The following is a 23,985-nucleotide window of genomic DNA, read 5'->3' as shown; positions in this document are numbered from 1 at the left end:
ACAATCAGGCTACGGCGTCCGCGGCTAAAGCAGCCTACTCCTCAGACGATCGTTGTAGCAGGTTGTACACAGCACGCTCGGGGCTCCTCCCGTCCCAAGCATCACGGCTCGCAGAAGCTTTCCTGCGGAGATGTTCTGCAGGGCCGAGCACGCCTCGCATCGCCAAGCGGCCTTTTCGAGCACAGCGAACCGCTGGCGCGTGGTTTGGCTGGCATGTGAATAGGTCAGCCTGGTTAATTCGTTCAACTTTTCCGGATTAGCCGGAGAAGGGTGTCCATCCTCATCCAGATCCGGTTCGAAGGCATAGCCGACGTCGGATTCTACTGCTTCCAACTGGTACATACAGACGTCGTAATGGCCTGTTTGATCCAGCCAGTACCTGCTGACTCGGTAGAGTCCGTCATACCGATAGACCTTGGCCCCTTTCTTGGGTCCCCAGCCCCGGATGAGCCGAATTACCATCCCGCTGGCTGACGAAGCGGCGAGTCCCGCGTTTGGTCCTTCAAAACGCTGGTGTTCAATTTGCCGTCCTGTGTCCCGGTCTAGTCCGCCTTGTCCGGCGTACCAGAGGGTGACTCCGTGGTCTTTGTCGCCGCTATAGACCCCAGCGGCGACGAGCGAGCGTGTGACGCGTTCATCCCCGTCAATGCCGTTGACAAGGTGTCGATGCAGTCCGGCTGCCTTAACGTCCGTCCTGTTGTGGAAGAGGCTACCCACGGGGACGCTCTCGACATGGCCCAGCTCATGTTCGGTCATACGTGCATAGTGCCACATCAACCTGCGGCCCCTTCGTGACGCTTAGAGAGGACCAAACGTGTCGATGCTCGTCCTGCCTTGTGGACAAGAAGGTGTCGAAACGGTGCCCTAAGAACGGTGCCCTAAGTGGAAGTGGTAGCGCTGATCTTGGATGGACATGGCGCCACCTACCGCCGGCCGCTGACAACCTGCAGGCGCAGCAGCTCCTCGGATTGACGGAGACGCCGGAACGCGGCGAAGGCGTCGACGTCGCCTTGCAGTTTTTCGAAGTGCTGAGAATTTGGTCTAACCGAAGGTCATCTCGTGTATGCCAAGGGCGAAGGAGACGTGAAGACATGCGTCGTTGACCCGCCGTGCTTGGCGATTCACTGCCACGCCCTGAACTTGGAGCAACCCCCAAACCAGCTGCTGGCTGACGGGGACTTGCTCGCCGCCCGGATCGCTGGACCCCTCATTGCGAAACGCGCAGGGACTTACGGTGTGACTAGGTAGGGACAGCCCTTATTTGAGACCGGCGGTGCCGTCATGTGGCGGCATGACACTAATCCGGAACCCAGTTCCCACGAACCCGAACCGCGAAGAGCAGGTCAACCCCGCGGGTTCCTTCCGGCGATGTGCGTTGGCACGTACCGGGCGTCCTCGCCCACCAGCGCCAGCGTGGCCGAGGCGTGTCGGGTCAGCCACGGCAGCCCCACCGAACAGTCCGGCAACTCCGCGACGCCGCGGGAGTGCCGGAGTAATGCCAATCGTCCATCACCGAGATGTCGAAGAAGCTGAAGTCCAGGCCGTAGCAGGTAGCCCAGATGAAGGAGGCGAGGGGCGCTGCTCCACCTGGAGTCCGCTGATGCCTTACGCGGGGCCGTGCAGGTTGACCTGCAGGATCCTGTCTCGCCGCTCCAGCACGTGGTGTTCCACGCCGTGCTGGGCGAGCCAGTAGCTGGTGGCCAGCCCCGCCTGCCCAGCGCCCACTTGCGGTAAGGCCTCGCACTGAAGCGGCGGGGGCTGGCCGGCTCCTCAAACGCCGAAGGTCCATTCCCCCAAAAGTGCGGGACACTGGAAGTCCCAAACCACGAAAGCGGCCCACGTTGATTAATCCAGCAGGACGGCTTCACCCGGCTGACTCCGTGGGACTGAGCCGGGCTGGCGGCGTAGGCCATCTCGATCCGCTGCTGTATCCGTGGGACCCGCCCGTGGCCTCGGGTGTCATGGACGGCAATGAATTCCGGCCCCTTGAGCTTTCAGCCGGACTGGATGACGCCCTCGCGCAGGCCGGCGCGGCACCGCTGGAAGCCCGTTCCCTGGTGGTCGCCATCGGCTCGAATTCAAGCGCCGACGTGATGCGGCGGAAATTCGCCACCTACCACCAGCCTGTCAGCGCGGTCCTGCCGCTGGTCCGGGGGCAGCTCCGCAACATCGCCGTTGGCCACTCCGCCCACGTGAGCAAGGCCGGCTACATCGCCGCCGCCCCGTATCCGCTGATGGGAGAGTGCACAGCGGTCTGGCTTTCGTGGCTGGACGATGTCCAACTGATGGCCCTCGACGAAACGGAGCCCAACTACCGTCGGATCCAGCTCGACGGCGAAGCCTGCCCGCTCGTGGCGGACCGCGGGGAACGTCCGGAAGAGTTCTCGCTGTTCACCTCGCGCTGGGGCGTGCTGACCGACGGCGACGGCGGGAAGCTTCCCTTCCTCGACCAGCCTGCCCTCTTCGGGCTCCTCGCCGGCAGCGGCACCGGGGACCTCCTGGAGGAGGGGAAGTCCGTATTCGGCGGACCGCCGGAGCTAGTTGCCGAGCAACTCGCGATCCCCTCGGTCCAGGCCTGGGCCAGGGAATGGTTCAGCTCGGCCGGCCTCGCCGCGGCCGCGGACTTCGAAGGTCCTTGACCGGGTAGCCCCCTCTGGAACGTCGCCTTCACCGGGCGGCGATGTTCTGTGCATTGTTCGCTGCGATGTGCTGCGCGATGTATTCGGCGTCGCGGCCCACGCCCGCCACGATGGACGAGCCGTGCCCGGTCAGCCACGGCAGCCCGACGGCGTACAAGCCCGGGTGCTCGGTGACGCCGCGGTGGTGCCGGGGGTAGTTCCATTCGTCCAGCACCGGGATGTCCAGGATGCTGAAGTCCAGCCGGTAGCCCGTGGCCCAGAGGACCAAGGTGATGTTGGCGGCTTCGAGGTTCAGCCGTGCCGGCTCCGAAGGAAGCCAGTCGTCCTTGCGCGGCGGCTCCGGCTCCGGTGCCGACATGCCGGTGGCGGCAATATAGCTGTCGAACATCGGCTTCATCCGCTGGTAGAACGCCGCCTCCACCAGACCCAGGCGTTCCGGAAGGTCATCACTGAAGACGAGGTCGCCGTCGTCGGCTGCCTCCAAATGGCCGTGCAGCCGGACGCCGCGGCGGCCGAGGTCCCGCAGGTGGATGTCGTGGCCGCCGTCGGCGCCGGAGACCAGCGGGTTGCAGGCGAACCTCGCCGCGGGGGAGGGCAGCTGCCCCACGGTGAGGCCGTTCAGTCCGGAGTCGGGGCCGAATTGGGCAAGCTGCATCATCCAATAGAGGAGGTCCTGGCCGCGGTACCGGCGCGGTGCTTCCGGGCACGTGGACACCGCCAGGTGGATTTCGCAGCCGACGGCGAGCAGTTCCTCGGCGATCTGGCCGCCGGACTGGCCGGTGCCAACGATGAGCACGGCACCCTCGGGCAGCTGGCCCGGGTTGCGGTAGCCGTCGGTGTGAAGTTGCAGGATGCGGCTGGGCAGTTGCGCCGACAGCGCGGGGATTTTCGGCTCCTGGTAACCGCCGGTAGCGAGCACCACGTTCCGGGCCCGCCAACTGCCCAGGGTTGTGGCCACGTTGAAGCCGCCGCCATAAGCGGGCGCGATACGCGTGACATCCGCACCCGTTCGGACAGGAGCGCCGATGCTCTCCGCATAGTGCCGGAAATAGCCGATGAGGTCATCTCGCAGCATGAATGCCTCCGGGGTGGGACCCTCATACGGCATGCCCGGCAGCGCGAGCGAGAAGTTCGGCGTGTTCAGGCAAAACCCGTCCCACCGGTCCTGCCACGCCCCGCCAAGCGTTTCGCGCCGTTCCAGCAACTGATGTTCGACGCCGGCCCGGCTGAGCCAGTAGCTCGTAGCCAGGCCAGCCTGCCCGGCCCCAACCACCAGGGTGTCGATAACGTTGTCCGGTCCTGCAGCGGCGGAGGGCATGGTTACTTCCTTGCGGCGGTCGCCTTCGGAGCCTTGGGGGATTTCGGAGCCTTCGGCGGCAGTCCGGCCACATGCTCGAATGCTTTCTCCACCCAGGCCCTGGCCCGCGCCTCATCGCCGTCGCCCTCGGCATTCCAGATCTCCGGCAGCCCGGTGTAGCCGCCCATGGGGCGCTCCGGTGGCCCGAATGGAACGGTCCGCTCGGTACTTTCGAGCATTTCCTTGTCTTCCTCGGCCAGCTTCACGCCGATGGTGGGGCCGAACAGGCCGGCGAACATGTTGCCGTGCACGAACGCTCCCAGGTTCCCGAACATCGGCTTGATGACCACCTCGGGATGGTCCGGCAGCACCGAGCGGAAGTGCTCCTTGTCGGCGTCGGACGCTTTCGGCATTTCCATGGGTCTTCCTCCGGTAACTGACGGTCGCGGACTGGTCTTCCTGCAGGATATGCCCGCGGCTGGGCACGGTACAGGCTGTCTGCCCGCAGGCGGTCGGGGCCGGCGCTGCCCGGGGCTGCCGCGGACGGTGGCTCGATGGGGCTGTGGTAAATGGTGTCCGGAATCTCCTGTACAGTTGATCTTGTTGTTGTGTTTATGCAGTTCGTAGTTCAGGCAGTACGCATGGTCGAAAGTCCATGTTCTTCTGAAGCAGCGGTTTTGAGCACCCCAAACAGGAGGACCCGAAAGTCGGGACAGTTCCTCCACCTTCACGAAGGACAAAAATAATGGCTACTGGTACCGTCAAATGGTTTAACGCTGAAAAGGGCTTCGGCTTCATTTCCCCCGATGACTCCTCACAGGACGTTTTCGCACACTACTCTGCGATCAACTCCTCCGGCTTCCGCTCCCTCGAAGAGAACCAGAAGGTCTCCTTCGAAACCGAGCAGGGTCCCAAGGGTCCCCAGGCCACCAACATCCAGGCTATCTAATTTCCTTTTAGATACCCGGGACCGTTAGGTTTCGAGCAGGGCCCGTCTTCGGACGGGCCTTGTTTTTGTTTAACCCATCCGCGCCACGTCAGTCCTGCTCAAATGCCAGGCTCCAGTTGAAGTTCGACGTCGACCTCGTCTCCGGCGCGGATGCCCGCCGCCGTCCTGATGCCCTTCTTGACCGGCAGCAGGTACGAGCCGCTCTTGCTGTCCGGGAAAAGCGAGGTGGACCACCGCTGCCCGGCGATATAAGCGGTCACCTTCACCGAACCGAAGGCCTTGCGGAACGGGGCGGCGTCGTCCCGGAGCTCCTCCGCCAGGTCCCAGGGCAGCGTGATGAAATGCCACCCCGATTCCTCGGGATAGTGCCACAGCTCGCCACGGAACGAGTACGACGCCGTCACGCGTCGACCAACCCCATCACAGCGAGACGCCGTGGCGCCGGTCCAGAAACGCGGTCAGCGCGGGGTTGTCGATCTCCCTGGCCAGCCAGGGCACGGTCTGGGCCGCGGCCTCGTCACCGAGGACCGCACGATGGGACAGCGCCCGGACCACGAACTCCCGCATCCCGCTCCGGCTGGCCAGCGCGGCCAGACGCTCCACGAACTCGGACGCACGCGGCGACCCGGTGGCGATGGCGACTTCCGCCGCAACATCGAGCAACCGGGCCGAATACCAGAGATACCACGGCGTGGGTTCCAAACCCCGGTTAATCCAGTGTTCGGCGGCAGCGAGGTCACCGTGCGCCAGGAACAGCCGGGCTTCGGCGCCCGCCGCCAGGGCCATGTAGCAGTGGTCGCCGGCGAGCTCGGCCATGACCCAGGACCGGTCAATCAGGTCCGCCGCCGCGTCCAGCCGGCCCGCGGCAAGGTAGGTTTCGCCCCGGACTCCGGCGACAAACGGCTCGAACGCCGTCCAGTGTTCCCCCGCCACCCAGTCCCGCGCCCGGTCCAGGCAGGCGGCCGCCAGTTCCAGGTCGCCCCGGAGCAGATGCACGCGACCCAGCAGGGCCTCGCTGAACGCCTGCTGCCGCCGGGTCCCGACTTCCCGGGCCAGCCTCCCGGATTCAGTGAAAGCGGTCACGGCATCCCCATAGTGCGCGGTGTCCGAGGCCAGCATGCCCTGGATCGCCAGAATCCTGGCCTGCTCGTCCGGGATTCCCTCGGCCGCGCGCATCGCCCGGTCCAGCCAGCCGGCTGCGCGGTCCGGAACGCCGCGCTGCACGGACAAGTAGCCGAGCTCGCGGAAGGCGGTGGCGGCAGTCCGGGAGACGCCGTCGGGCCCTTCGGCGGACAGCGCGCGGTGCAGGAGATCCGCCACTTCGGCGCCGCGGCCGCCGGCCTGATGGATCATGGCCCCGGACAGCGTGACCAGGGATTCCGCGAGCAGATGATGATCATCGGTCCGTTGGGCGAGCCCGACGGCGAGCCGCAACTGCTCCAGCCCCCGGTCCACCGAGCCCGCCGAGAGCGACGCCCCGGCGGCGTCGAGGTAGGACCGCACTGTGGCCGCACCGGCCGGCAGCCCGGGCCCGGCTCCGGGGTCCGCGTCCACCAGCGCCGGATCCGTCAGCGCCCGCCGCACCTCCGCGGGCAGGCCGAGCCCGAGCTCCCGGCGGTAGAGGTCCCGGCACTTGTCGGCCTGCTCCCGCGCCCGCCGGTATTCGCCCAGGGAGAGCAGGGCCTTGATCAGTGCGGCGTGGCAGTCGGCGTTAAAGGGGTCCAGGCGCAGCGCGCGGGTGGCGAGGTCGACGGCGTCGTCCGCCCTTCCCGCCGACAGCGCGCCGAGGGACGCCTCGTAGAGCAGTGCCAGCACGCAGTTCTCGAGCCGGTGCCGCTGGTCCTCCAGCCACGACTCGAACACGGGGCAGTCCGCGAAGGACAGGCCCTCCAGGAGCTGGCCGTCGAAGGCGCGGGGGTCGGCGTCGCCGACGGGGTGCAGGGCCGCCAGCACATCGCAGTGCCACCCGGCCGGCAGCACGAGCCGTAGCGGGTCACCGCCCACCGATTCCGCGCCGAGGGTCCGCCGCAGCTCGGAGAGGTTCCAGCGCAGGGCGCCGAGGGGGTCCTCGGCGTCGGGAAACAGGAGGGCCGCCGTCCGGGCCCGGCCGGTGCCGTCCGGTTGCAGCGCGAGGTAGGCCAGCACAGCCCAGGCCTTGCGGCCCCGGGGCTGCCGGAGTGGGGTGCCAGCGGACTCGATCCTGGGCGGACCGAGGAGCCGAATCCATGTGTCGGCCATATGAGTCATGCTACGCCGGGGGAGTGGCCGCGGCCCGGGGGAATCACGCGCTTGCTCACGGCCGCTGCAGAAAGCCGCCGCGGAAACCGGAGGCATCCACTCCGCACTCCACCCGAGATGTGGAGTTGGGTCCTTCGTGGCGGTGCTCTGCGATCGCCCGGCGTCGCACGCCCAGGCTTTGCGTGGTCCTGCATCACATGCGTTTCGAGACACCAAGTCGGATTAGGAGAAGGAGCGGCCCGCCCGCAAGCAGATCCTTTAGCGGACCTCTGGGGCGGACTACATGTCCTGAGACGAGAGCGCGCGTCGCAGGTGTTCGAAATATGAGACGTAGTGTCTTGAATCGTGGACGTCATGATTACCATGGGCCATGGAATCGACTCAGGCAACCCGTGGCTTCCCTCCCGTTTTCGTTGACGCGGTGTGGCTTCGGGCGAACCTCGACAGCGTAGTCGCGGTCGACGTGCGCTGGTACCTCGACGGTTCGTCCGGGCGGACGGAGTACGACGGCGGGCATATCCCGGGCGCGGTGTTCGTCGACCTCGACGCTTGGCTGTCCGGCGACACCGGGCCGCGCGGACTCAATCCGCTGCCGGATCCCGCAGTGTTCGCGCAAGGAATGTCCGCGCTCGGCATCGGCGACGACTCGACGGTCGTCGCCTACGACGATGCCGGCGGAGTGATCGCAGCACGGCTCGTGTGGATGCTGCGAGCCCTCGGAAAGCGCGCGGCCCTGCTCGACGGCGGAATCGCCGCATGGCCGGGTCCGCTCGAGAAGAATCCAGCGCGTACTTTCCCGGCGACATTCACCGCTGCCGACTGGCCCGAGGAACGCCTGGTGCAGGCCGAGGACCTCGACAGGTGGCACGGGGCGATCGTCGACGCGCGCAACACGGATCGCTTCGACGGCAGCCTTCAGCTACCCACCGATCCTCAGGCAGGGCACATCCCCGGGGCCGTGAATGTGCCCTGCCGGGAGAACCTCGACCAGCACGGGCGCCTGCGCCCCATCCCGGAAGTGCGCGAGGCGTTCGCCCGCGCCGGGATCCGAGACGGTTCCACCGTCGTCTCCTACTGCGGATCAGGCATCACGGCATGCCACAACCTGCTGACCCTTGAACACGCAGGCCTCGGCCGAGGCCGCCTCTACGCCGGCGGCTGGTCCGAATACGCCGCAGACCCGCAACGCACCGCAGAGCGATGAAGCATCCTTTTCGTATGAAGTAGCCGGCGTTCGGCGGCCCCCATGGGGTCGATGGTCTTCACGATCACGGCTGCGTTGGCGCAGAGGGAACACGAAATCAAACGCGAACGCATCACCGACTCCGTCCGCAAGCGCCGTGAGGCCGGCAAAGACCTGGGCGGCCGCCAGAAACTGCTCGTAGTTCTGCACGACGGCGGGAGGCCGGCAACGCTGCCGGACGCCCGCCGTCGTGCTGGTGCCTGCGGCCGACTGTCCGGACAAGTGGCCGTTATTTTGCCTTGGGGATGAGGACCCACAACGCGATATAGACCAGCTCGCCGACGCCGAAGAAGCCGAAGAATACGAAGCCGAGGCGGACCAGTGTCACGGAGATGCCGAAGCGCTGAGCAATAGCTGCGCAGACTCCCGCGAGGATCTTGCGGTTCCTTGGCCTCATCAGAGATCGTTCCATCCAGCCAAGGTAGCAGTGCGGCCACGCCGGCGGAACAGCCTAGTCCGAAGCGCCGCACAAGGCCGTACAAGGAAGGGCCCTTCACCAGCGGCACAACGCCGTACAGGGAAGGGCCCGCGCGGGGCCGAACGGCGCCGGCGCGGGACTGCGGAGCCGAGCTACGGCGTCGGCATGCCGGATGTCCTTGGAGGCGAGCTGCTGGGCCACGTTCGACGTCGGCGATGAACGGACCCATCTCAGAGCAGAAACGGGCGCGAAACCGCTCACACGCCGGCTCACACGGTGACCTCGGAAACTGGACATGTCCCCCAAAGGGACCGGAAATATGGGGTCCGCAAACCCGACAACAACCGCAGCCCTCACCGCACCGATTACCCCGGAATCCGGCCCCGACCAGCATCTTCATCACTCGCCCCAACAACCGGATTCATCAATCACCCGAGGTGTTCTTCCATGGAATTTGCCGCCATTCTGCTCGTCGCACTCATGGTCTACGCAGCCGTCGCCACCGTCGTCGCGGTCGTCCGCGACGGCCGGGGCCACACTCCGCTCGAGCGGTCCACCCGCCCCTGGACGGCGGGTAGCCTCCCCAGCGAACCGTACGCGTCGCTGCGGTCCCTGCGCTGACTGAATTCCAGCAGTCGGCCGCCGCTAACCACGCGGGCACGACCCCCATCTCCGGCGCTGGAGACGGGGGTCGTGCCCGTCATCGCAATCCGCGGCCCCTTCTGCATTCCGCTGCACTTTTGGACAGCCGCGGCGTGGATCCACGCCGCGGCAATCCGTTATCGCCGCGGTATTCCGGGCGCGATGCGGAAACCCGGGTGCAGGGCCGAACTTCCCGCGGTACAGCCGGATGATGCGTATAGACACCCGCAGCGGCGCGGGAGCATCCTAAACGTGTGCGCGTTTCGGGAGGAGAGCGGCAACGGGGCGGGGAGCTTCCGCCCTGGCTGGGGGATTCCGGGGAAGCAGGCGGGCCGCCGGCAGGCGGGTCTCACTTTCCGGGCGTGCGGACACGATCGGCGAGGGAAGCTGGTACCAGATCATGGACGAAACATCCGATACGCGGCAAAGGCTGTCCTCCCGCATCGACGAGAAGCAGCAGGCCCTCCGTTCCTATCTCAGCAAGGAAAGACCCCGGCGCACCCGGCTGGCCAATATCAGCATCGTGGGCAGCGCACTGGCCGCGGCGCTCACGGCCGGCCCCGCCTTCGGAGGCACGGGGTTCACCGAATCGGTAGCGGCAATCTTCAACCTGAGCGACGACTCGCTGGTGTGGCGCGTGCTGTGTTTGTTTGCAGTGATCTTCTCCATTGCCGCGGCGCTGGCCACGAATTTTGCCACGTCCCGTTCGCTGGCCGACCGTGTGAGCGCGGCCGAGACCTGCAGCGCCCAGTTGGAGGGGCTGCAGGTCGCGTTGAACTTCGGCCACATTGAGATCGACGAAGCCGTCAAGCTCTATCAGCAATATTCGACGCAGGTGGCCTTCGTGGAGGGACTGCCGGCGGGGTGAGTGCAATCAGTCCGGGACGCCGGGGGAGAGGACGTTGAGGCCGGCGTCCACGGCGGCGGCCAGCAGTTCGGCGTCGTAGGCAATGATGACATCGGCCCGGAGCCGGATCGCCGCCGCCAAGTGAATGGCATCGGCGCTGCACAGCCGGCCGGGCAAGGCGGCCGCGTACATCAAGTCCGAGCGCGCCACGTCCGCCAGATTGATTCCACTCAGCACGGAATTAACCAGCCCGCCGGGAAGTCCCCGCCGGTTGGCGGCGCAGTGAAGCTCCGTGTACAGGAGCATGGAAGCCGCCAGCTTGTCGCCGCGGTACACGGCGGCCTCGAGGTACATTGCCAGGGCCGCCGATTCCGGTTCCTCCACCACGAGTTTGAGGGCCGCCGCCGTGTCCACGTAGAGGATCAACGGTCCCCGCGAAGGTCGTCCAGGATTTCCGTGGTGATGGTCGCTGAACTGACCCTCGGCAGCGACTGAAAATCAACTGCACCCGGGGAGGCCGGCCGCATCTGCCCTGCCAAAAGCAGCCGCTCGAACGGGGAGGAGGACGGTGGGATGAGAACGGCGGCGACTTCCCCATTGTTTGTCACCTCAATGGTTTCGCCGTTCTTCACACGCTCAAGAATCTTGCTGCTCTGGTTGCGAAGTTCGCGGTGCGGAATTGTTGTCATGCCAGCCTCCGTAGCAATCGTAGCAACGCACCGGTCGGCAGGAAAGGAGCTGGACGTTGCTGGGACGGCTGGCGTTGGGGCAGCCGGCCCGGGACCCCAGCGCGGGGACCCGGGCCCGGAGGCAGCCAGCCGCCGCTCAGCCTGCCTTGTAGTTAAATGTCAGCTGGGCCGGGGGAGGGCCCTGCAGCATCTCCGGCGTCAGGCCGTGAAGTTCGACGAGTTGCTCGCGGAACCACACGTCGTAGGGATCGTCCGACGTCGAGAGGGCCTGGAACGCCTTGCCCAGATCCTCGGCCTCGTGGAACAGGCAGACGAAGTCCCCTTGTGGGGTCTGCATGAGGCTGGCGACTTCCCGGGTCATGCCCATGCGCTCGCGTGAGCGTTTGTGTTCTTCGGCCCGGGCCCCGCTCATCTCTGCGTCGAGTGCTTTCCAAGCCTCCAGTTTCCCGGGCAGGATCGGTGCGAACCACGTTATGCATTCCATGACAGATGTCCTTCCACGCAACGGTTTCAGCACGGTGGCAATCCCATCGGTGCAGCTGGAATCTTAGTCCTGCGGACGACGGCGGGACAGAGGCCGCGGGAAGCTCCACCGCTTGTGCCGGCAGGCTCAGCCGCTTGGAGCGGCAGGCTCACGCCCCGCGCTCAGCCGGCGAGGTCGGCGAGGATCCGCGCACCCGCCCTGGCTCCGGCGCCCCTGCGGAGGCGGTTGCCGATGTACACCGCCGCCTTCAGGTGGCTCTCGGACGCCAGAAGGGCCGCGAGGGCGGCGCCGATCTGATCCGGCGACGACGTGCGTTTCAGCAGTACGCCGGCCCCCGCGTTGCTGATGGCCTTGCCCACCATGTGCTGGTCCATCAGGGGGTGCATCGGCAGGACCATCACCGGCAGCCCGTGGGCCAGCGCGCGCATGGAAGTGGCATGGCCGCCGTGGCAAATGACCGCGCGGCAGTCAGGCATGATCCGGTTGTGGTCGACGTAGCGGTGCACCGAGGCGTTCCCCGGCACGGACAGGCTAGCCGGATCCACCGCGGGACCGGTGGTCACGATCAGTTCCACCGGCAGCCCGGACGCCGCGTCCAGGATCTTTTGCAGCACCTCCTGCTGCCCGGGAAACGCCGTGCTGCTCAGGCTCACCAGAACCCGCGGCGGTCCAGCGGCCGAAGGTCCGGGCGACAGGGTCCCGGCAGCCGAGACCCCTGACGACGGCGCCGCGGACGGGGGCGGTACGCCGACCAGCTGCTCGGCAGACGGGGTCCCGGCACCGGCCGCGACGACGTCGTCCACCACGGCCCCGGACCACACCACCTTGTCCGGGGCGCTCTCCCAGGACACCCTGTCCCAGGAGCCTGCCGGATCCAGGACCGGGTCCGCGCAGACCAGCACCCGTTCCGCCTGCTGCATCACGCGCCGCGGCGGCAGCCCCTTCAGCGAGAGCGCGGCGCCCATGGGGCCATGCCGGAACGGGCCGTCGAAGAACGCGAAGAAGCTGTGGACCAACACCACGTGCCGCAGGCCGGCCGTCGCGGCGGCCTCGATCGCGCCCAGAAGCAGGCAATCGATGACGACGACGTCGGGCGGTTCCCGCCGCGCCTCCGCCACGAGGTCCCGGCCGATGCCCGCGTCGCTGAACGCGGACAGCATGGCCGCGAACTGCCGGTGCGCCGCGGCCGGCACGGCCAGATCCAGCGGGGCCGCGTGCCGGTACGGGATGAACTCCGCGCCGGTGGCCTCCACCGCCGTCGCCTGCCGCGCGTGCCCGAGGAAGCGGACCCGGTGTCCTTGCCGCAGCAGTTCGCGGCCGATCCCCAGTGCCGGCGGGAGGTTGCCGCCGGCGTCGAGCGTGGCGAAGAGGAAGTCCGACATCTCTTCCTCCTCAAGCATCAACCCGCGGGGGCTCCTTTAGGGTCCTGCGGCCCTGATCCCAGACAGCTCTGTTGCCCGGGTTCCTGCAGCGCTCCGCCATGTCCTGCGGGAACACAGCAGTACCGGTACTCAGAGCATCGGTACTGCTGAATGCTAGTCGTTCGGGCGCGGCCGGAACAGGTGATGTGCCGGGAACCGGTCCTGCGTCGCCTTCAGCTGAGGGACGTGGGGACCGCCGACCATCAACCAATACTCGCCACGAGCTCCGCACTCCGGTCCCGGATCGCAACAAGGCTGTCCGCCAGTCCGCAAAGGACAATGCCGGCATCGGCCGCCTGCAGCGGGGACTCCGGCGTGTTCAGCCCGTCGGCGCGGAGGTTCACCAGCGACTCCACGAGACGGAACGCCAAATCCCCGTTCTGGCTGGTGCCCGCCCACCCGTTCGCGGGCAGTTCCGCCCCCAGCCGCTGGTACAGGCCCCGGAGTTCCTTCCGGTCAGCCATGAAGCTGTGAAACCTGGCGCTGCGCGCCTCCGGCAGGTTGTAGAGCACCCCGAGGTTCCAGCGGGCGGTGCACAACTGGGTTCCGTCAAAGAGTGCGACGGCGTGGAGCCGCGCCGCCGCCGCCACGGGGCCGCGGTCGCCGTCGTCCCCGGCGCAGACTGTGCGGGCAAAGGCGAGACCGCCGGCCACCGTGCCCGCCAGGAGAACCTCGAGGATGTCGTCCTTGTGGCTGAAGTGGTGGTAGAGCGACGACTGGCGTATCCCCACGGCCTCCGCGATGGAGCGCGTTGAGGTGTTGGCGTACCCCTGCGTGGTGAAGAGTTCAGCGGCGGCATCGAGGATCTCGTCACGGGCCGTGGCCCCCGGACGGGAGGGCTGCTGCTTGCGGGGGCGCCCCGGGCCGGTTGTTGTCACGGCATCATTCTTGCACCCCGGCGCGACCCTGCCCTTGCATCCCGGCGGGGCCCGCGGTGCGGCCCAAAACCCGGTGAGATTCGGGAAACACCACGGAAATATTCCGTCAATCCACCTTTTACACGGGTGAAACGAGTTCGGGATGTCCGGCTGGAAAACTATCAAGTGACCGGTATTCCGCAGCGTTGGGCCCAGTGCTGCATTTGCCGGAACGCATCAACCCCAACGCCGTTCCAGCCCCGGAGATTCCGATGACATCCACAGTTCTTCCCTCATCCGCGCAGACGGATGACGCAGACCTCACGTCGCTTGGCTACGAGCCCTCCCTGCACCGCAAGCTGGGCCGATATGCCTCCTTCGCGGCAGGCTTCTCCTTCGTGTCCATCCTGACCACCATCTTCCAGCTCTTCGCGTTCGGCTACTCCTTTGCCGGGCCGGCCTTCTTCTGGACCTGGCCTGTTGTGCTGATCGGCCAGCTGCTGGTGGCCCTGAATTTCGCGGAGCTCGCAGCCCGCTACCCGATCTCCGGGGCGGTCTACCAGTGGGCCCGACGCGTCGGCGGTGAAACGGTGGGCTGGTTCGCCGGCTGGTTCATGGCCCTGGCACAGGTGGTCACCGCCGCCGCAGCGGCCATCGCCATGCAGGTGGTGCTGCCCCAGCTCTGGGACGGATTCCAGCTGGTGGGAGGCGACCCCGCCCTGAACACCACCACCGGCGCCGCGAACGCCGTCGTCCTCGGGGCCATCCTGCTGGTGGTCACCACGGTGATCAACTCCCTGGGCGTCAAACTGATGTCCCACGTGAACTCGGTGGGCGTGACCTGTGAAATCGTCGGCGTCGCCGCCGTGATCCTGGCGCTCCTCACCGCCGCCCAGCGCGGACCCGACGTCGTGATGGACACCACCGTCCTGGCCGGATCCGACCTCGGCGCGGTCGGCGCGTTCATGGTCTCGGGCCTGATGGCCGCCTACGTCATGGTGGGCTTCAACTCGGCCGGAGAACTCTCCGAGGAGACCAAGTCCCCGCGGCAGACGGCACCCCGGACCATCCTTTCCGCCCTGCTCATCTCCGGCATCGGCGGGGCGCTCATGATCATCACGGCGCTGATGGCCGCCCCCAGCCTCTACGACGGCCGGCTCGCCACCGAGGGCCTGCCCTACGTGCTGACCGCCGTCCTGGGCACCTTCTGGGGCAAAGTGCTCCTGGTGGACGTGGCCGTGGCCATCTTCGTCTGCACCCTCGCCATCCAGACCGCCGGATCACGCCTGGTGTTCTCCATGGCCCGCGACGGGAAACTCCCCGCCTCCGCCCTCCTCTCCTCGGTCCACCCCACCCGCGGCACCCCGATGTGGCCCTCGATCGCCATCGGCGCCCTGGCCGTCGGTGTGCTGGCCATCAACGTCGGCAACGCCGCCCTCTTCACCACGCTCTGCAGCGTCTGCATCGTCATGGTCTACGTGGCCTACCTCCTGGTCACCGTGCCGCAGCTCCTCAACCGCCTCCGCGGCGACTGGGACCGGGTGGGCCAGACCATGCCCGCCGGGCTGTTCTCCCTGGGACGCTGGGGCCTGCCCGTCAACATCCTCGCGGTGCTCTACGGCGCCGTCATGGTGGTCAACCTCGCCTGGCCGCGGCCCGAGGTCTACGACCCCTCCGGCGAAAACGGCATCCTGCTCTACTCCGCCCCGCTCATGGTGGGCATCGTGCTCCTGCTCGGCCTCTGGATCCGGCGCACCAGCGCCCGGTCCGCGAGCCGCAGCGAAGCCTGACGCCACTGCCTGACCGCGCATCTTCTGACCGCGTAGCGCCTGACTATCTGCCCGCGCCACTCCACGCCCCACTCCAGGATTGACATGACACAGACCACCGAAACACCAGCCACCGCCACATCCACAACTTCAGGCGCCCGCGCGCACGCCCGGGAACAGCACGGCCACACTGCGGACACCATGCGGCACGTCCCGGCCGCCTCCGCCCCGGCGCGGTACACCGCAGGCCTGCCCGAGGCCGCCAGGGAACGCCTGAGCTGGGCCGAATCCGTGGCCTTCGGCCGCTACACCGCCCTCCCGCTGGCCCGCGGAACCCGGATCCGGCTCACGGACACCGACGGCGACGCCTGCGTCCACGTCCTGCTCTACCGCAGCGGGGCACTGCACGAACGGCTCAACGTGGCGGACACCGTCAAGGTCCCGTGGCAGGCGTACCCCACGGCCGGCCACCCGCTGCTCTCCGACGCCGGCCGGCTGATGGCCACGATCGTGGCCGACACCTCAGCCCGCCACGACGCCCTGACCGGCACCACCACCCTGGCCGGGAACACTGCCCGCTACGGCGCCGGGACGGCCCACAGCAGCTCGCCCGCCGGGCGCGAATTGCTGACCGTGGCCGCGCTGAAGCAGGGGCTGGGCGCACGGGACGTGGCGCCGTCGCTCTCCCTCTTCAAGGGCATCCGGGTGGACCCGGACGGCAGCATCCGGTTCACCGGTGCCGCCGGCGCCGGTGCCGCCGTCGACATCCTCCTGCACATGGACGCCGTGGTGCTCCTGGCGAATACCGCCCACCCCCTGGACCCCCGGCCGGACTTCACCGGAACCGCCGTCGACGTCGTCGCCTGGCACGCCCCGGACGACCTCGGCCTGCTCGAGGAGGGGCTCCTGACCGGGCCGCTGACCCCCGAACACCGGCAGGCCCTGAACAACACTGACCACGACCTCATGGCAAGGAACGAACGATGAACACCGCGACTGAAACCCTGACACCCCCGGCCGCTACTGCCAGGGAAACCGCGCTCGCGGACGGCGCCGTCGTCCTGGACGAATACGTGGAAGCCCGCGGTCCCTGGTCCGCCGTCGTGGCCGGCGGGGACGTCCTGACCATCGTGGACCTGGAAGGCAACCAGGCGGTGGACTGCCTGCTCTACGCGGCAGACGACACGGCAGTGCGCTACTCCGCCGCCGTCACCCTCGCCGCGCAGCGCTCCATCGTGCTGACCACCGGCTCCGTGCTCCGCTCCGACACCGGCCTGCCGCTCATGACCGTGGTGGCGGACGAGGTCGGCGTGCACGACACCATCGGCGGGGCCTGCTCGCAGGAATCCAACACGCTGCGATACGGGCAGCACACCCGCGAACAGCACGCCTGCGTGGAGAACTTCCTGATCGAGGGGTCCCGCTGGGGGCTGGGGAAGCGTGACCTGGTCTCCAACATCAACTGGTTCATGAATGTTCCGGTGGACGCCGACGGAGCCCTCGGGATCGTGGACGGCCTCTCCGCCCCGGGCAAGCGGGTGGCCCTCCGGGCCGAGGTGGACACCCTGGTGCTGGTCTCCAACTGCCCGCAGATCAACAATCCGTGCAACGGCTTCAACCCCACGCCCGTCCGCATGATCGTCACCCGCCCGGAGGCTGCCCTGTGAACCGCTTCGACACCCTGCTGATCGCCAACCGCGGCGAAATCGCCTGCCGCATCATCGAATCCGCCCGGAAAATCGGGTTGCGCACCGTGGCCGTGTACTCCGAGGCGGACCGGGGCGCCCGCCACGTCAGGCTGGCGGATGAGGCCGTGCTCCTGGGCCCGGCCCCCGCCAAGGAGTCCTACCTCAAGGTCGAGGCCCTGCTGACGGCGGCCGCGGCCACGGGTGCCGGCGCCATCCACCCCGGCTACGGATTCCTCTCGGAAGACGCCGGCTTCGCGGAGGCCGTGGAAGCCGCCGGGCTGGTCTTCGTCGGACCCACCCCGGACCAACTCCGGATCTTCGGCACCAAGCACACTGCACGGGATGCCGCACGGGCGGCCGGCGTGCCCATGATCGCCGGATCGGGCCTGCTTCCGGACATCGACGCGGCCGTGCTCGCCGCCCGCGACATCGGCTTCCCGCTCATGCTCAAGGCCACGGGCGGTGGCGGCGGCATCGGAATGACCGTGTGCCGCACCGAGGACGAGCTCACCGAGAGCTACCCCCGGGTAGCGCGCCTCGCCGGTGCAAGCTTCAGCACCGCCGGTGTGTTCGCCGAGCGCTACGTCGAGCACGCCCGGCACGTGGAAGTACAGATCTTCGGCGACGGCGACGGCCGGGTCGTCAGCCTGGGGGACCGGGACTGCTCGCTGCAGCGCCGGCACCAGAAAGTGCTGGAGGAGGCGCCCGCACCGGATCTGCCCGACGCGCTCCGGGAGGAACTGCACCGCAGCTCGCGGGCTCTCTGCGGATCGCTGGACTACCGCTCGGCCGGGACTGTCGAGTTCGTCTACGACCCGGTCCGCCAGGAAGCGTCCTTCCTTGAGGTCAACGCCCGCCTCCAGGTCGAACACCCCGTCACGGAGGCCGTCACAGGCGTCGACCTCGTGGAATGGATGCTCCGGCTGGCCCAGGGCGGAACTGAGGCAGCCGGCGTGCTGGCCGGGCGCCCGGACAGCATCCCCGTCTCCGGCTACGCCGTCGAAGCCCGCCTCTATGCCGAGGACCCGGCCCGCAACTTCCAGCCGAGTTCCGGAACCGTCACCAACGCCGCCTACCCCGCAACCGACGGCGTGCGCGTGGACGCCTGGGTGGAAACCGGCAGCGAGGTCTCCACCAACTACGATCCCCTCCTGGCCAAAATCATCACCACCGGCACGGACCGGAACCAGGCCTTCGACCGGCTCGGCGCCGCGCTGAAGGCCACCCGGATCGACGGCATCGAGACCAACCTCGGGATGCTCCGGGCCGTGACGGCCCTGGACGTGGTCCGCGACGCCGCCCACTCGACCGGCACGCTGAACGACCTCGGCGACCCGGAACCCCGGATCACCGTAGAACGGCCCGGGCTGCAGACCTCCGTGCAGGACTGGCCCGGCCGGGCCGGTCTGTGGCAGGTAGGCGTTCCGCCCAGCGGCCCGATGGATGACCTGTCCTTCCGGCTCGGCAACCAGGCCCTCGGCAACCCCGAGGGCGCACCCGGGCTCGAGTTCACCATGACCGGCCCCAGCCTGCACTTCACGCACGCGACGACGGTGTGCGTCGCCGGGGCCCCCACCACGCTCACCGTCGACGGCACGGACGTGCCCGCCTGGGAACCGGTGACGGTGCCCGCGGGAGGCACGCTCGACGTCGGCACCGCCGAAGGCTCCGGCCTCCGCGGCTACATCCTGTTCCAGGGCGGGCTCGACGTGCCGCAATACCTGGGCAGCGCGTCCACCTTCACCCTGGGCCAGTTCGGCGGCCACGGCGGCCGCGTCCTCCGGTCCGGGGATGTGCTCCGGGCCGTGGCCCCGGCTCCTGCCCCGGAGGCTACCGCGGAGGATCCGGCGCCGGCAGCCCGGCCGGCAGCGCCAGGTCAGGCGGGTCCCGTTCCGCTGGACAGCAGGCCCGTGCTGACGTCCGCGTGGGAGCTGACGGTCGTGGAGGGCCCGCATGGCGCCCCCGAGTTCTTCCAGCGCGAGGACATCGAGGACCTCTACGCCGCCAGCTACGAAGTGCACTTCAACTCCGCCCGCACCGGCGTCCGCCTCATCGGCCCCAAACCGCGGTGGGCGCGCAGCGACGGCGGCGAGGCGGGACTGCACCCGTCGAACATCCACGACACCGCCTATTCGGTCGGCGCCCTGGACTTCACCGGCGACACGCCCATCCTGCTCGGCCCGGACGGCCCCAGCCTGGGCGGCTTCGTCTGCCCCGTGACCGTGGTGACTGCCGACCGCTGGAAGCTGGGCCAGCTCCGTCCCGGCGACACCGTCCGGTTCGTGCCGGTGGAAGCCCGCCAGGCGCCGTCGGCCAAGGACCTGGGACCCGGCCGGCAGCTGGTGCTGCCGGGCGACGCCGGCTGGTCCCGCCCCGCCGGCGGTGCCGCCGCCAGCTTGAAGTCCGGTGCGGCCCTGCCGTCCGCCGGGCTGAATTCCGGCAGGGCCCTGCAGCCCGCCGGTATCCGCCGGGGAGACGGCGACGACGGCGTGCTGGGCCGGGTGCCGGAAGGACCCGGACGGCCCGCGGTCACCTACCGCCGCTCCGGCGATGACAACCTGCTGGTGGAATACGGCGACATGGTGCTGGACCTCAGCCTGCGGGCCCGCGTGCACGCCCTTCACCAGCACCTCGAGGAGCTCCGCATGCCGGGGATCGTGGACCTCACGCCCGGGATCCGGTCCCTGCAGATCAAGATCGACCCCACGGTGCTCCCCGCCCCGCGGCTCCTGGGCCTGGTGCAGGACATCGAAGCCGCCCTGCCGGCCAGTTCGGAGCTGGTGGTGCCCAGCCGCACCGTCCGCCTGCCCTTGTCCTGGGACGATCCGGCCACCCGCGAAGCGATCCAGCGCTACATGGCCGGCGTCCGGGACGACGCCCCCTGGTGCCCGTGGAACATCGAATTCATACGGCGCATCAACGGCCTGGAGTCCGTGAACGATGTCTTCGACACCGTCTTCAACGCCGAATACCTGGTCCTGGGCCTGGGCGATGTGTACCTGGGCGCCCCGGTGGCCACACCCCTGGATCCCCGCCACCGCCTGGTCACCACCAAGTACAACCCGGCCCGGACCTGGACGCCGGAAAACGCCGTGGGAATCGGCGGGGCCTACATGTGCATCTACGGCATGGAAGGACCCGGCGGTTACCAGTTCGTGGGCCGGACCACCCAGGTGTGGTCCCGCTACGCCGATTCCGCGCCTTTCGAACCGGGCTCTCCCTGGCTCCTGCGGTTCTTCGACCGCATCTCCTGGTACCCGGTCAGCCCGGAAGAGCTGCTGGACCTGCGGGCGGACATGGCCGCGGGCCGCGGGCGCGGCGTCGACATCGAAGACGGCACCTTCTCCCTTGCCGACCATGAGGACTTCCTGGCCCGGAACAGCGAGTCCATCGCGGTGTTCCGCGAGCAGCAGGCGGCGGCCTTCGCCGTCGAACGTCAGGCCTGGGCCGACGCCGGCGAGTTCGACCGCGCGGACGCGGCAGCCGCCGTCGTCCCCGAGCCCGGGGAGCTGGTGGTCCCCGACGGCGGCACCCTGGTGTCCGCGCCGTTCGCCGCCAGCGTGTGGAAGGTGGACGTCACCGCGGGGGAGCACGTGGTGAAGGGCCAGCCGCTGGTGTCGCTGGAGGCGATGAAGATGGAAACCGTGCTGACCGCCCCGTGCGACGGCGTAGTGCAGCAGGTGCTGCCAGTGGCCGGATCCCAAGTGGTGGGCGGCGAAGCCCTGGTGGTCCTCGGGCTGCCTGTGGAGACCTCCGCGGAGGAACTCAGCAAGGAAATGGACACCAAGGAACTGGACACCAAGGAACTGGAAGAGGCCACACTATGAGGGCGACGTTTGAAGGACCGAGTGCGACCGCCCGGGTGCGGGCGGCGCTGGCCGCCATCGAAGCCTCCGGCCGGCCGGAAATCTGGATCACTGTGCGGGGCGCGGACGAACTGCTGGCCGAGGCGGCGGCCGTTGACGACGCCGTGGCCGCCGGCGCGGACCTGCCCCTGGCCGGGCTGCTCCTCGCCGTGAAGAACAACGTCGACGTGGCAGGAATTGACACCACCGCGGCGTGCCCCGGCTTCGCCTACACCCCCGAGAACGACGCCGAGGCCGTGGCCCGGCTGCGCGCAGCGGGCGCGGTAGTTGTAGGGGCCACAAACCTGGACCAGTTTGCCACCGGGCTGGTGGGGACCCGCAGCCCGCACGGGGCGGTCCGCGATGCGCGCCGCCCGGACCGTATCTCCGGCGGCTCCAGCTCCGGCTCCGCCGTGGCCGTCGCCCTGGGGCTGGCGGACATCGCCATCGGCACGGACACTGCGGGATCGGGTCGCGTCCCCGCCGGACTCCAGGGAATCGTGGGCATCAAAGCCACCCTGAACGTGGTGTCCACTGCCGGAGTAGTGCCGGCGTGCCGCTCCTGGGACGCCGTGACCATATTCGCGAGGGACCTGGGCACGGCTGAGTTGGCCATGGGGATCATGGCTGGCGGGGCGCGCCCGTGGCCCGCCGATGTACGGCTCGCGGCGCCCGAGCGGCCGCGCGTCGCCTATCCGTCCAGCCTTCCGGAACTCCCGCAGGCGTGGGCGGCCGAATTCGGCCGCCAGATCGCCAGGCTTCAGGCTGCGGGCGTGGACGCCGAGCCGATCGAGTTCGAGGTTTTCCTGCAGGCCGCGCGTCTGCTGTACGATGGCGGGCTCGTCGCAGAACGCTACGCGGCCGTCGGGGCCTTCGTCGACGCCGCCGGCGACACTGCAGAAAATCCTGCCGGGCTGGATCCGACGGTCGCCGGAATCGTCCGCCGTGCCGGCCAGGTACCGGCACACAGCTATGTTACGGACACCGCCCGGCTGGACGGACTGAAGCGGCAGGCGATGGCGCTCCTGGAGGGATTCGACGCCTTGGTGGTCCCCACCGCGCCGTTCCACCCGAGCCTGGCGGACGTCGCGGCCAACCCCGTGGGCGTGAACTCGCGCATGGGCACCTACACGAATTTCTGCAACCTCTTCGATCTGTGTGCCGTCGCCGTACCCGCCGGAGAGGTGGAGGGGGCTCAGTTCGGGCTCACCGTTGTGGGCCGCACATTCGACGACGCCGTGGTGGCCGACATCGCCCGCAGGATTGAAACCCCACCGCCGCCCCCGGCGCAGTTCGCGGCCGGAGCCGCTCCATCCCGGCAATTGCCCGAGGGAGAGCCGTGGCCCGTCCGTGCCGGCGTCTCCTCGGTACCCCTGGTTGTGGTGGGGGCGCACCGCAAGGGCCAGCCGCTGGCGCACCAACTCGAAACCCTGGGAGCCTCCTGGGCCGGGCACGTGCGCACGGCGGCACGCTACCGCATGGTCTCGCTGGACACCCAGCCGCCGAAACCCGGCGTGTACCGCTCGGAGGACGGGGCGGAACTGGTGGCCGAGCGCTGGCTTCTCTCCGAGGCGGCACTGGGGCAATTCCTGTCGGCGTTGCCCGAGCCGATGCTTCTTGGCTCTGTACGCCTGAGCGACGGGTCCAGCGCCGTCGGCTTTGCCTGCGACGCTGTGGCCGCCACGAACGGCACGGACATCACCAGGTACGGCGACTGGCTGGCTGCGATGGCCGCCTCTCCGGCCGGGCAGGCGGCCCCGGGCTTGGAAATGCTTGGTGAGGGACCGCGCGGTGAGGCATCCCTGGTGGACGGATCGCGAAGTCAGGGATCGCACGGCACCGTCGCTGACGTGCTGCTGACCGGGTTCACACGAGGGATGCAGCCGGGTACCAAGCGGAGGTAGCCGTGAGCCGGCACTTGGCCAGATTCACGGGGCCGGCTTCATGGCGCCGCCCGGCGGAGGCCTGCCGGGGGAGTGCCTTCAGGGGCCCGCCCGAGGGGACCGCCGGGGGAGGCCTGTACGGCCGGCTGGTCCGGGTCTTCCAGCCCATCGCAATATCGGTCGAAAGGAACGGCAATGCTGAACGTTAAGACATGGTGGGCCGCGATGCGCGCTACGGCAGCCCCGCGTCGCGCAGGGGAGGTGACGGGTGCCACCCGTGACGCGGAACTGCAATATTCCTGGCTGCTGCCGGGTGACGTCGCATATTCCGCAGTTCCGCCAACACCCGAGACTTAAGCAGCCGTGGAGTGACGCGTCGGGCAGCCGCTGCCCGACGCTATCGTGGCGCCGGGTACGGCGTAGGTGACGCAGCCCACAGGGGCAAGGCTTGGCCTCTGGGGTTTTGGAAGGGCCGGTGATGCGGCCGGATTCCGCGTGGATCCGGGGAATATGACGCCGGGGGACGCCTTTGCGGGCCGATTTGTGCAGGGTCCTCGCGGCGTGTAAAGTAATTCGAGTCGCCGCCGCTGATGCGGAAAGAAAGCGACCGACCCCCTTCTAAACAGCCTGAAAATGGTTCGCAAATTAGCGTGCCGAATAAGGGTGGGGACCTTTTCGAGAGAATGTAGATCGCAGAAATGCGAATTTGCAAACGCTCCCGAGATCGGGTAAGTTTGAAAAGTTGCTCCGGAGCGATCCGCGACTGTTTGTTGGTTGTGGTGGTGCCGGGTGTGTCTGTTGTTTGAGAACTCAATAGTGTGCCAAGTTTGTTGATACCAATTTATTATGGATTGGTTGTTTTGCCAGGTTGCGCCACCCCGTGGTGTGGTCTGGTTTTTACAGCTGGTTTCAAATTTTGTGCAGCCGGTTTCTCCCGTTTTCCCGGGGGTGCCGGGTGTGTTCGTTTTTGTTTTACTTCAACGGAGAGTTTGATCCTGGCTCAGGATGAACGCTGGCGGCGTGCTTAACACATGCAAGTCGAACGATGATCCGGTGCTTGCACCGGGGATTAGTGG

22 protein-coding genes, 1 rRNA gene and 1 pseudogene are annotated in these 23,985 nt (G+C 68.1%); 12 read left to right on the top strand and 12 right to left on the bottom strand.

What is annotated here, in order from left to right:
* Positions 1-24: 24 nt before the first annotated feature.
* Positions 25-756, bottom strand: a complete 732-nt coding sequence (locus BLR03_RS14695; protein WP_175460565.1) for a YDG/SRA domain-containing protein — start codon at positions 754-756, stop codon at positions 25-27.
* Between the two features lie 849 nt (positions 757-1,605).
* Positions 1,606-1,725, bottom strand: coding sequence for an NAD(P)-binding protein (locus BLR03_RS14690; RefSeq protein ID WP_091253890.1), 120 nt, complete (start codon positions 1,723-1,725; stop codon positions 1,606-1,608).
* Positions 1,726-1,841: 116 nt separating this feature from the next.
* Between BLR03_RS14690 and BLR03_RS14685 the strand changes: the two genes are divergently transcribed.
* A complete protein-coding gene (locus BLR03_RS14685; RefSeq protein ID WP_139184564.1) occupies positions 1,842-2,639 on the top strand; it encodes a hypothetical protein in 798 nt (265 codons plus the stop codon).
* 28 nt (positions 2,640-2,667) lie between these two features.
* Here the strand turns inward: BLR03_RS14685 and BLR03_RS14680 are convergent, their stop codons facing one another.
* Together BLR03_RS14680 and BLR03_RS14675 are read right to left on the bottom strand one after the other, a co-directional pair.
* Positions 2,668-3,957: a flavin-containing monooxygenase gene (locus tag BLR03_RS14680; protein ID WP_091253885.1), complete on the bottom strand. Its 1,290-nt coding sequence runs from the start codon at positions 3,955-3,957 to the stop codon at positions 2,668-2,670.
* Between the two features lie 2 nt (positions 3,958-3,959).
* On the bottom strand, positions 3,960-4,355 hold the full coding sequence (locus BLR03_RS14675) for a TfoX/Sxy family protein (protein WP_091253877.1): 396 nt from the start codon (positions 4,353-4,355) through the stop codon (positions 3,960-3,962).
* Between the two features lie 326 nt (positions 4,356-4,681).
* Between BLR03_RS14675 and BLR03_RS14670 the strand changes: the two genes are divergently transcribed.
* On the top strand, positions 4,682-4,885 hold the full coding sequence (locus BLR03_RS14670) for a cold-shock protein (protein ID WP_011690916.1): 204 nt from the start codon (positions 4,682-4,684) through the stop codon (positions 4,883-4,885).
* 98 nt (positions 4,886-4,983) lie between these two features.
* On the opposite strand, the gene BLR03_RS14665 is transcribed toward BLR03_RS14670, so the two are convergent.
* Positions 4,984-5,289: a DUF1905 domain-containing protein gene (locus tag BLR03_RS14665; RefSeq protein ID WP_091253874.1), complete on the bottom strand. Its 306-nt coding sequence runs from the start codon at positions 5,287-5,289 to the stop codon at positions 4,984-4,986.
* A gap of 16 nt (positions 5,290-5,305) precedes the next feature.
* Positions 5,306-7,123, bottom strand: a complete 1,818-nt coding sequence (locus tag BLR03_RS14660; protein WP_091253872.1) for an AfsR/SARP family transcriptional regulator — start codon at positions 7,121-7,123, stop codon at positions 5,306-5,308.
* A 370-nt stretch (positions 7,124-7,493) separates the two neighbouring features.
* Here BLR03_RS14660 and BLR03_RS14655 point away from each other — a divergent pair, with 370 nt between their 5' ends.
* The gene (locus BLR03_RS14655) at positions 7,494-8,327 is read left to right on the top strand and encodes a sulfurtransferase (protein ID WP_091253865.1); all 834 of its coding nucleotides are present in this window, start codon (positions 7,494-7,496) and stop codon (positions 8,325-8,327) included.
* A 30-nt stretch (positions 8,328-8,357) separates the two neighbouring features.
* A pseudogene (locus BLR03_RS24935) lies at positions 8,358-8,498 on the top strand (recombinase family protein); the annotation flags it as partial.
* A gap of 97 nt (positions 8,499-8,595) precedes the next feature.
* Here BLR03_RS24935 and BLR03_RS14645 read toward each other — a convergent pair.
* Positions 8,596-8,778, bottom strand: a complete 183-nt coding sequence (locus BLR03_RS14645; RefSeq protein ID WP_091253864.1) for a PspC domain-containing protein — start codon at positions 8,776-8,778, stop codon at positions 8,596-8,598.
* 453 nt (positions 8,779-9,231) lie between these two features.
* Between BLR03_RS14645 and BLR03_RS24460 the strand changes: the two genes are divergently transcribed.
* Entirely contained in the window at positions 9,232-9,405 is a 174-nt protein-coding gene (locus BLR03_RS24460; protein WP_175460564.1) for a hypothetical protein, read from the top strand.
* A 421-nt stretch (positions 9,406-9,826) separates the two neighbouring features.
* Positions 9,827-10,294, top strand: coding sequence for a hypothetical protein (locus BLR03_RS14640; RefSeq protein ID WP_091253861.1), 468 nt, complete (start codon positions 9,827-9,829; stop codon positions 10,292-10,294).
* A gap of 6 nt (positions 10,295-10,300) precedes the next feature.
* On the opposite strand, the gene BLR03_RS14635 is transcribed toward BLR03_RS14640, so the two are convergent.
* The 5 genes from BLR03_RS14635 to BLR03_RS14615 all read right to left on the bottom strand — a co-directional run bounded on the left by BLR03_RS14635 (position 10,301) and on the right by BLR03_RS14615 (position 13,745).
* Complete coding sequence (locus BLR03_RS14635; RefSeq protein WP_091253858.1) at positions 10,301-10,699, bottom strand: type II toxin-antitoxin system VapC family toxin; 399 nt, start codon at positions 10,697-10,699, stop codon at positions 10,301-10,303.
* Positions 10,696-10,962, bottom strand: a complete 267-nt coding sequence (locus tag BLR03_RS14630) for a type II toxin-antitoxin system Phd/YefM family antitoxin (protein ID WP_091253857.1) — start codon at positions 10,960-10,962, stop codon at positions 10,696-10,698. The genes BLR03_RS14635 and BLR03_RS14630 overlap by 4 nt, the downstream gene beginning before the upstream one ends.
* Positions 10,963-11,098: 136 nt before the next feature.
* A complete protein-coding gene (locus BLR03_RS14625) occupies positions 11,099-11,446 on the bottom strand; it encodes a DUF6176 family protein (RefSeq protein ID WP_091253854.1) in 348 nt (115 codons plus the stop codon).
* 161 nt (positions 11,447-11,607) lie between these two features.
* Positions 11,608-12,846 carry a glycosyltransferase gene (locus BLR03_RS14620; RefSeq protein ID WP_091253852.1) on the bottom strand — a complete coding sequence of 413 codons (1,239 nt, stop codon included), beginning with the start codon at positions 12,844-12,846 and terminating at the stop codon, positions 11,608-11,610.
* A gap of 224 nt (positions 12,847-13,070) precedes the next feature.
* Positions 13,071-13,745, bottom strand: coding sequence for a TetR/AcrR family transcriptional regulator (locus BLR03_RS14615; RefSeq protein ID WP_091253849.1), 675 nt, complete (start codon positions 13,743-13,745; stop codon positions 13,071-13,073).
* Positions 13,746-13,996: 251 nt separating this feature from the next.
* On the opposite strand from BLR03_RS14615, the gene BLR03_RS14610 reads away from it, so the two are divergent.
* From BLR03_RS14610 to BLR03_RS14585, 6 genes are all read left to right on the top strand, one after another.
* Positions 13,997-15,514, top strand: coding sequence for an amino acid permease (locus BLR03_RS14610; protein ID WP_091254018.1), 1,518 nt, complete (start codon positions 13,997-13,999; stop codon positions 15,512-15,514).
* An 84-nt stretch (positions 15,515-15,598) separates the two neighbouring features.
* On the top strand, positions 15,599-16,480 hold the full coding sequence (locus tag BLR03_RS14605; protein ID WP_091253846.1) for an urea amidolyase associated protein UAAP1: 882 nt from the start codon (positions 15,599-15,601) through the stop codon (positions 16,478-16,480).
* Positions 16,477-17,160: an urea amidolyase associated protein UAAP2 gene (locus tag BLR03_RS14600; protein ID WP_091253843.1), complete on the top strand. Its 684-nt coding sequence runs from the start codon at positions 16,477-16,479 to the stop codon at positions 17,158-17,160. The genes BLR03_RS14605 and BLR03_RS14600 overlap by 4 nt, the downstream gene beginning before the upstream one ends.
* Positions 17,157-21,008 (top strand): urea carboxylase, encoded by a 3,852-nt coding sequence (gene uca / locus BLR03_RS14595; RefSeq protein WP_091253840.1) that lies wholly within the window; start codon positions 17,157-17,159, stop codon positions 21,006-21,008. Before BLR03_RS14600 ends, uca begins: the two co-directional genes overlap by 4 nt.
* Positions 21,005-22,930, top strand: a complete 1,926-nt coding sequence (gene atzF / locus BLR03_RS14590; protein ID WP_091253837.1) for an allophanate hydrolase — start codon at positions 21,005-21,007, stop codon at positions 22,928-22,930. Before uca ends, atzF begins: the two co-directional genes overlap by 4 nt.
* A gap of 956 nt (positions 22,931-23,886) precedes the next feature.
* A 16S ribosomal RNA gene (locus BLR03_RS14585) occupies positions 23,887-23,985 on the top strand; the annotation flags it as partial.

Origin of the sequence: Arthrobacter sp. ok909, assembly GCF_900104405.1 — a bacterium.
Classification (GTDB): Bacteria; Actinomycetota; Actinomycetes; order Actinomycetales; family Micrococcaceae; genus Arthrobacter; species Arthrobacter humicola.
Note: the sequence above shows the minus strand (reverse complement) of the source record. Positions and strands in the feature narration are given on the sequence as shown.

Bases quoted from the DNA above. Each gene is read 5' to 3' on its own strand.
- BLR03_RS14695 (WP_175460565.1), bottom strand. From the start codon at position 756: ATGACCGAACATGAGCTGGGCCATGTCGAGAGCGTCCCCGTGGGTAGC.
- BLR03_RS14680 (WP_091253885.1), bottom strand. From the start codon at position 3,957: ATGCCCTCCGCCGCTGCAGGACCGGACAACGTTATCGACACCCTGGTG.
- BLR03_RS14675 (WP_091253877.1), bottom strand. From the start codon at position 4,355: ATGGAAATGCCGAAAGCGTCCGACGCCGACAAGGAGCACTTCCGCTCG.
- BLR03_RS14670 (WP_011690916.1), top strand. From the start codon at position 4,682: ATGGCTACTGGTACCGTCAAATGGTTTAACGCTGAAAAGGGCTTCGGC.
- BLR03_RS14660 (WP_091253872.1), bottom strand. From the start codon at position 7,123: ATGGCCGACACATGGATTCGGCTCCTCGGTCCGCCCAGGATCGAGTCC.
- BLR03_RS14655 (WP_091253865.1), top strand. From the start codon at position 7,494: ATGGAATCGACTCAGGCAACCCGTGGCTTCCCTCCCGTTTTCGTTGAC.
- BLR03_RS14645 (WP_091253864.1), bottom strand. From the start codon at position 8,778: ATGGAACGATCTCTGATGAGGCCAAGGAACCGCAAGATCCTCGCGGGA.
- BLR03_RS24460 (WP_175460564.1), top strand. From the start codon at position 9,232: ATGGAATTTGCCGCCATTCTGCTCGTCGCACTCATGGTCTACGCAGCC.
- BLR03_RS14640 (WP_091253861.1), top strand. From the start codon at position 9,827: ATGGACGAAACATCCGATACGCGGCAAAGGCTGTCCTCCCGCATCGAC.
- BLR03_RS14630 (WP_091253857.1), bottom strand. From the start codon at position 10,962: ATGACAACAATTCCGCACCGCGAACTTCGCAACCAGAGCAGCAAGATT.
- BLR03_RS14625 (WP_091253854.1), bottom strand. From the start codon at position 11,446: ATGGAATGCATAACGTGGTTCGCACCGATCCTGCCCGGGAAACTGGAG.
- BLR03_RS14620 (WP_091253852.1), bottom strand. From the start codon at position 12,846: ATGCTTGAGGAGGAAGAGATGTCGGACTTCCTCTTCGCCACGCTCGAC.
- BLR03_RS14610 (WP_091254018.1), top strand. From the start codon at position 13,997: ATGACATCCACAGTTCTTCCCTCATCCGCGCAGACGGATGACGCAGAC.
- BLR03_RS14605 (WP_091253846.1), top strand. From the start codon at position 15,599: ATGACACAGACCACCGAAACACCAGCCACCGCCACATCCACAACTTCA.
- BLR03_RS14600 (WP_091253843.1), top strand. From the start codon at position 16,477: ATGAACACCGCGACTGAAACCCTGACACCCCCGGCCGCTACTGCCAGG.
- atzF (WP_091253837.1), top strand. From the start codon at position 21,005: ATGAGGGCGACGTTTGAAGGACCGAGTGCGACCGCCCGGGTGCGGGCG.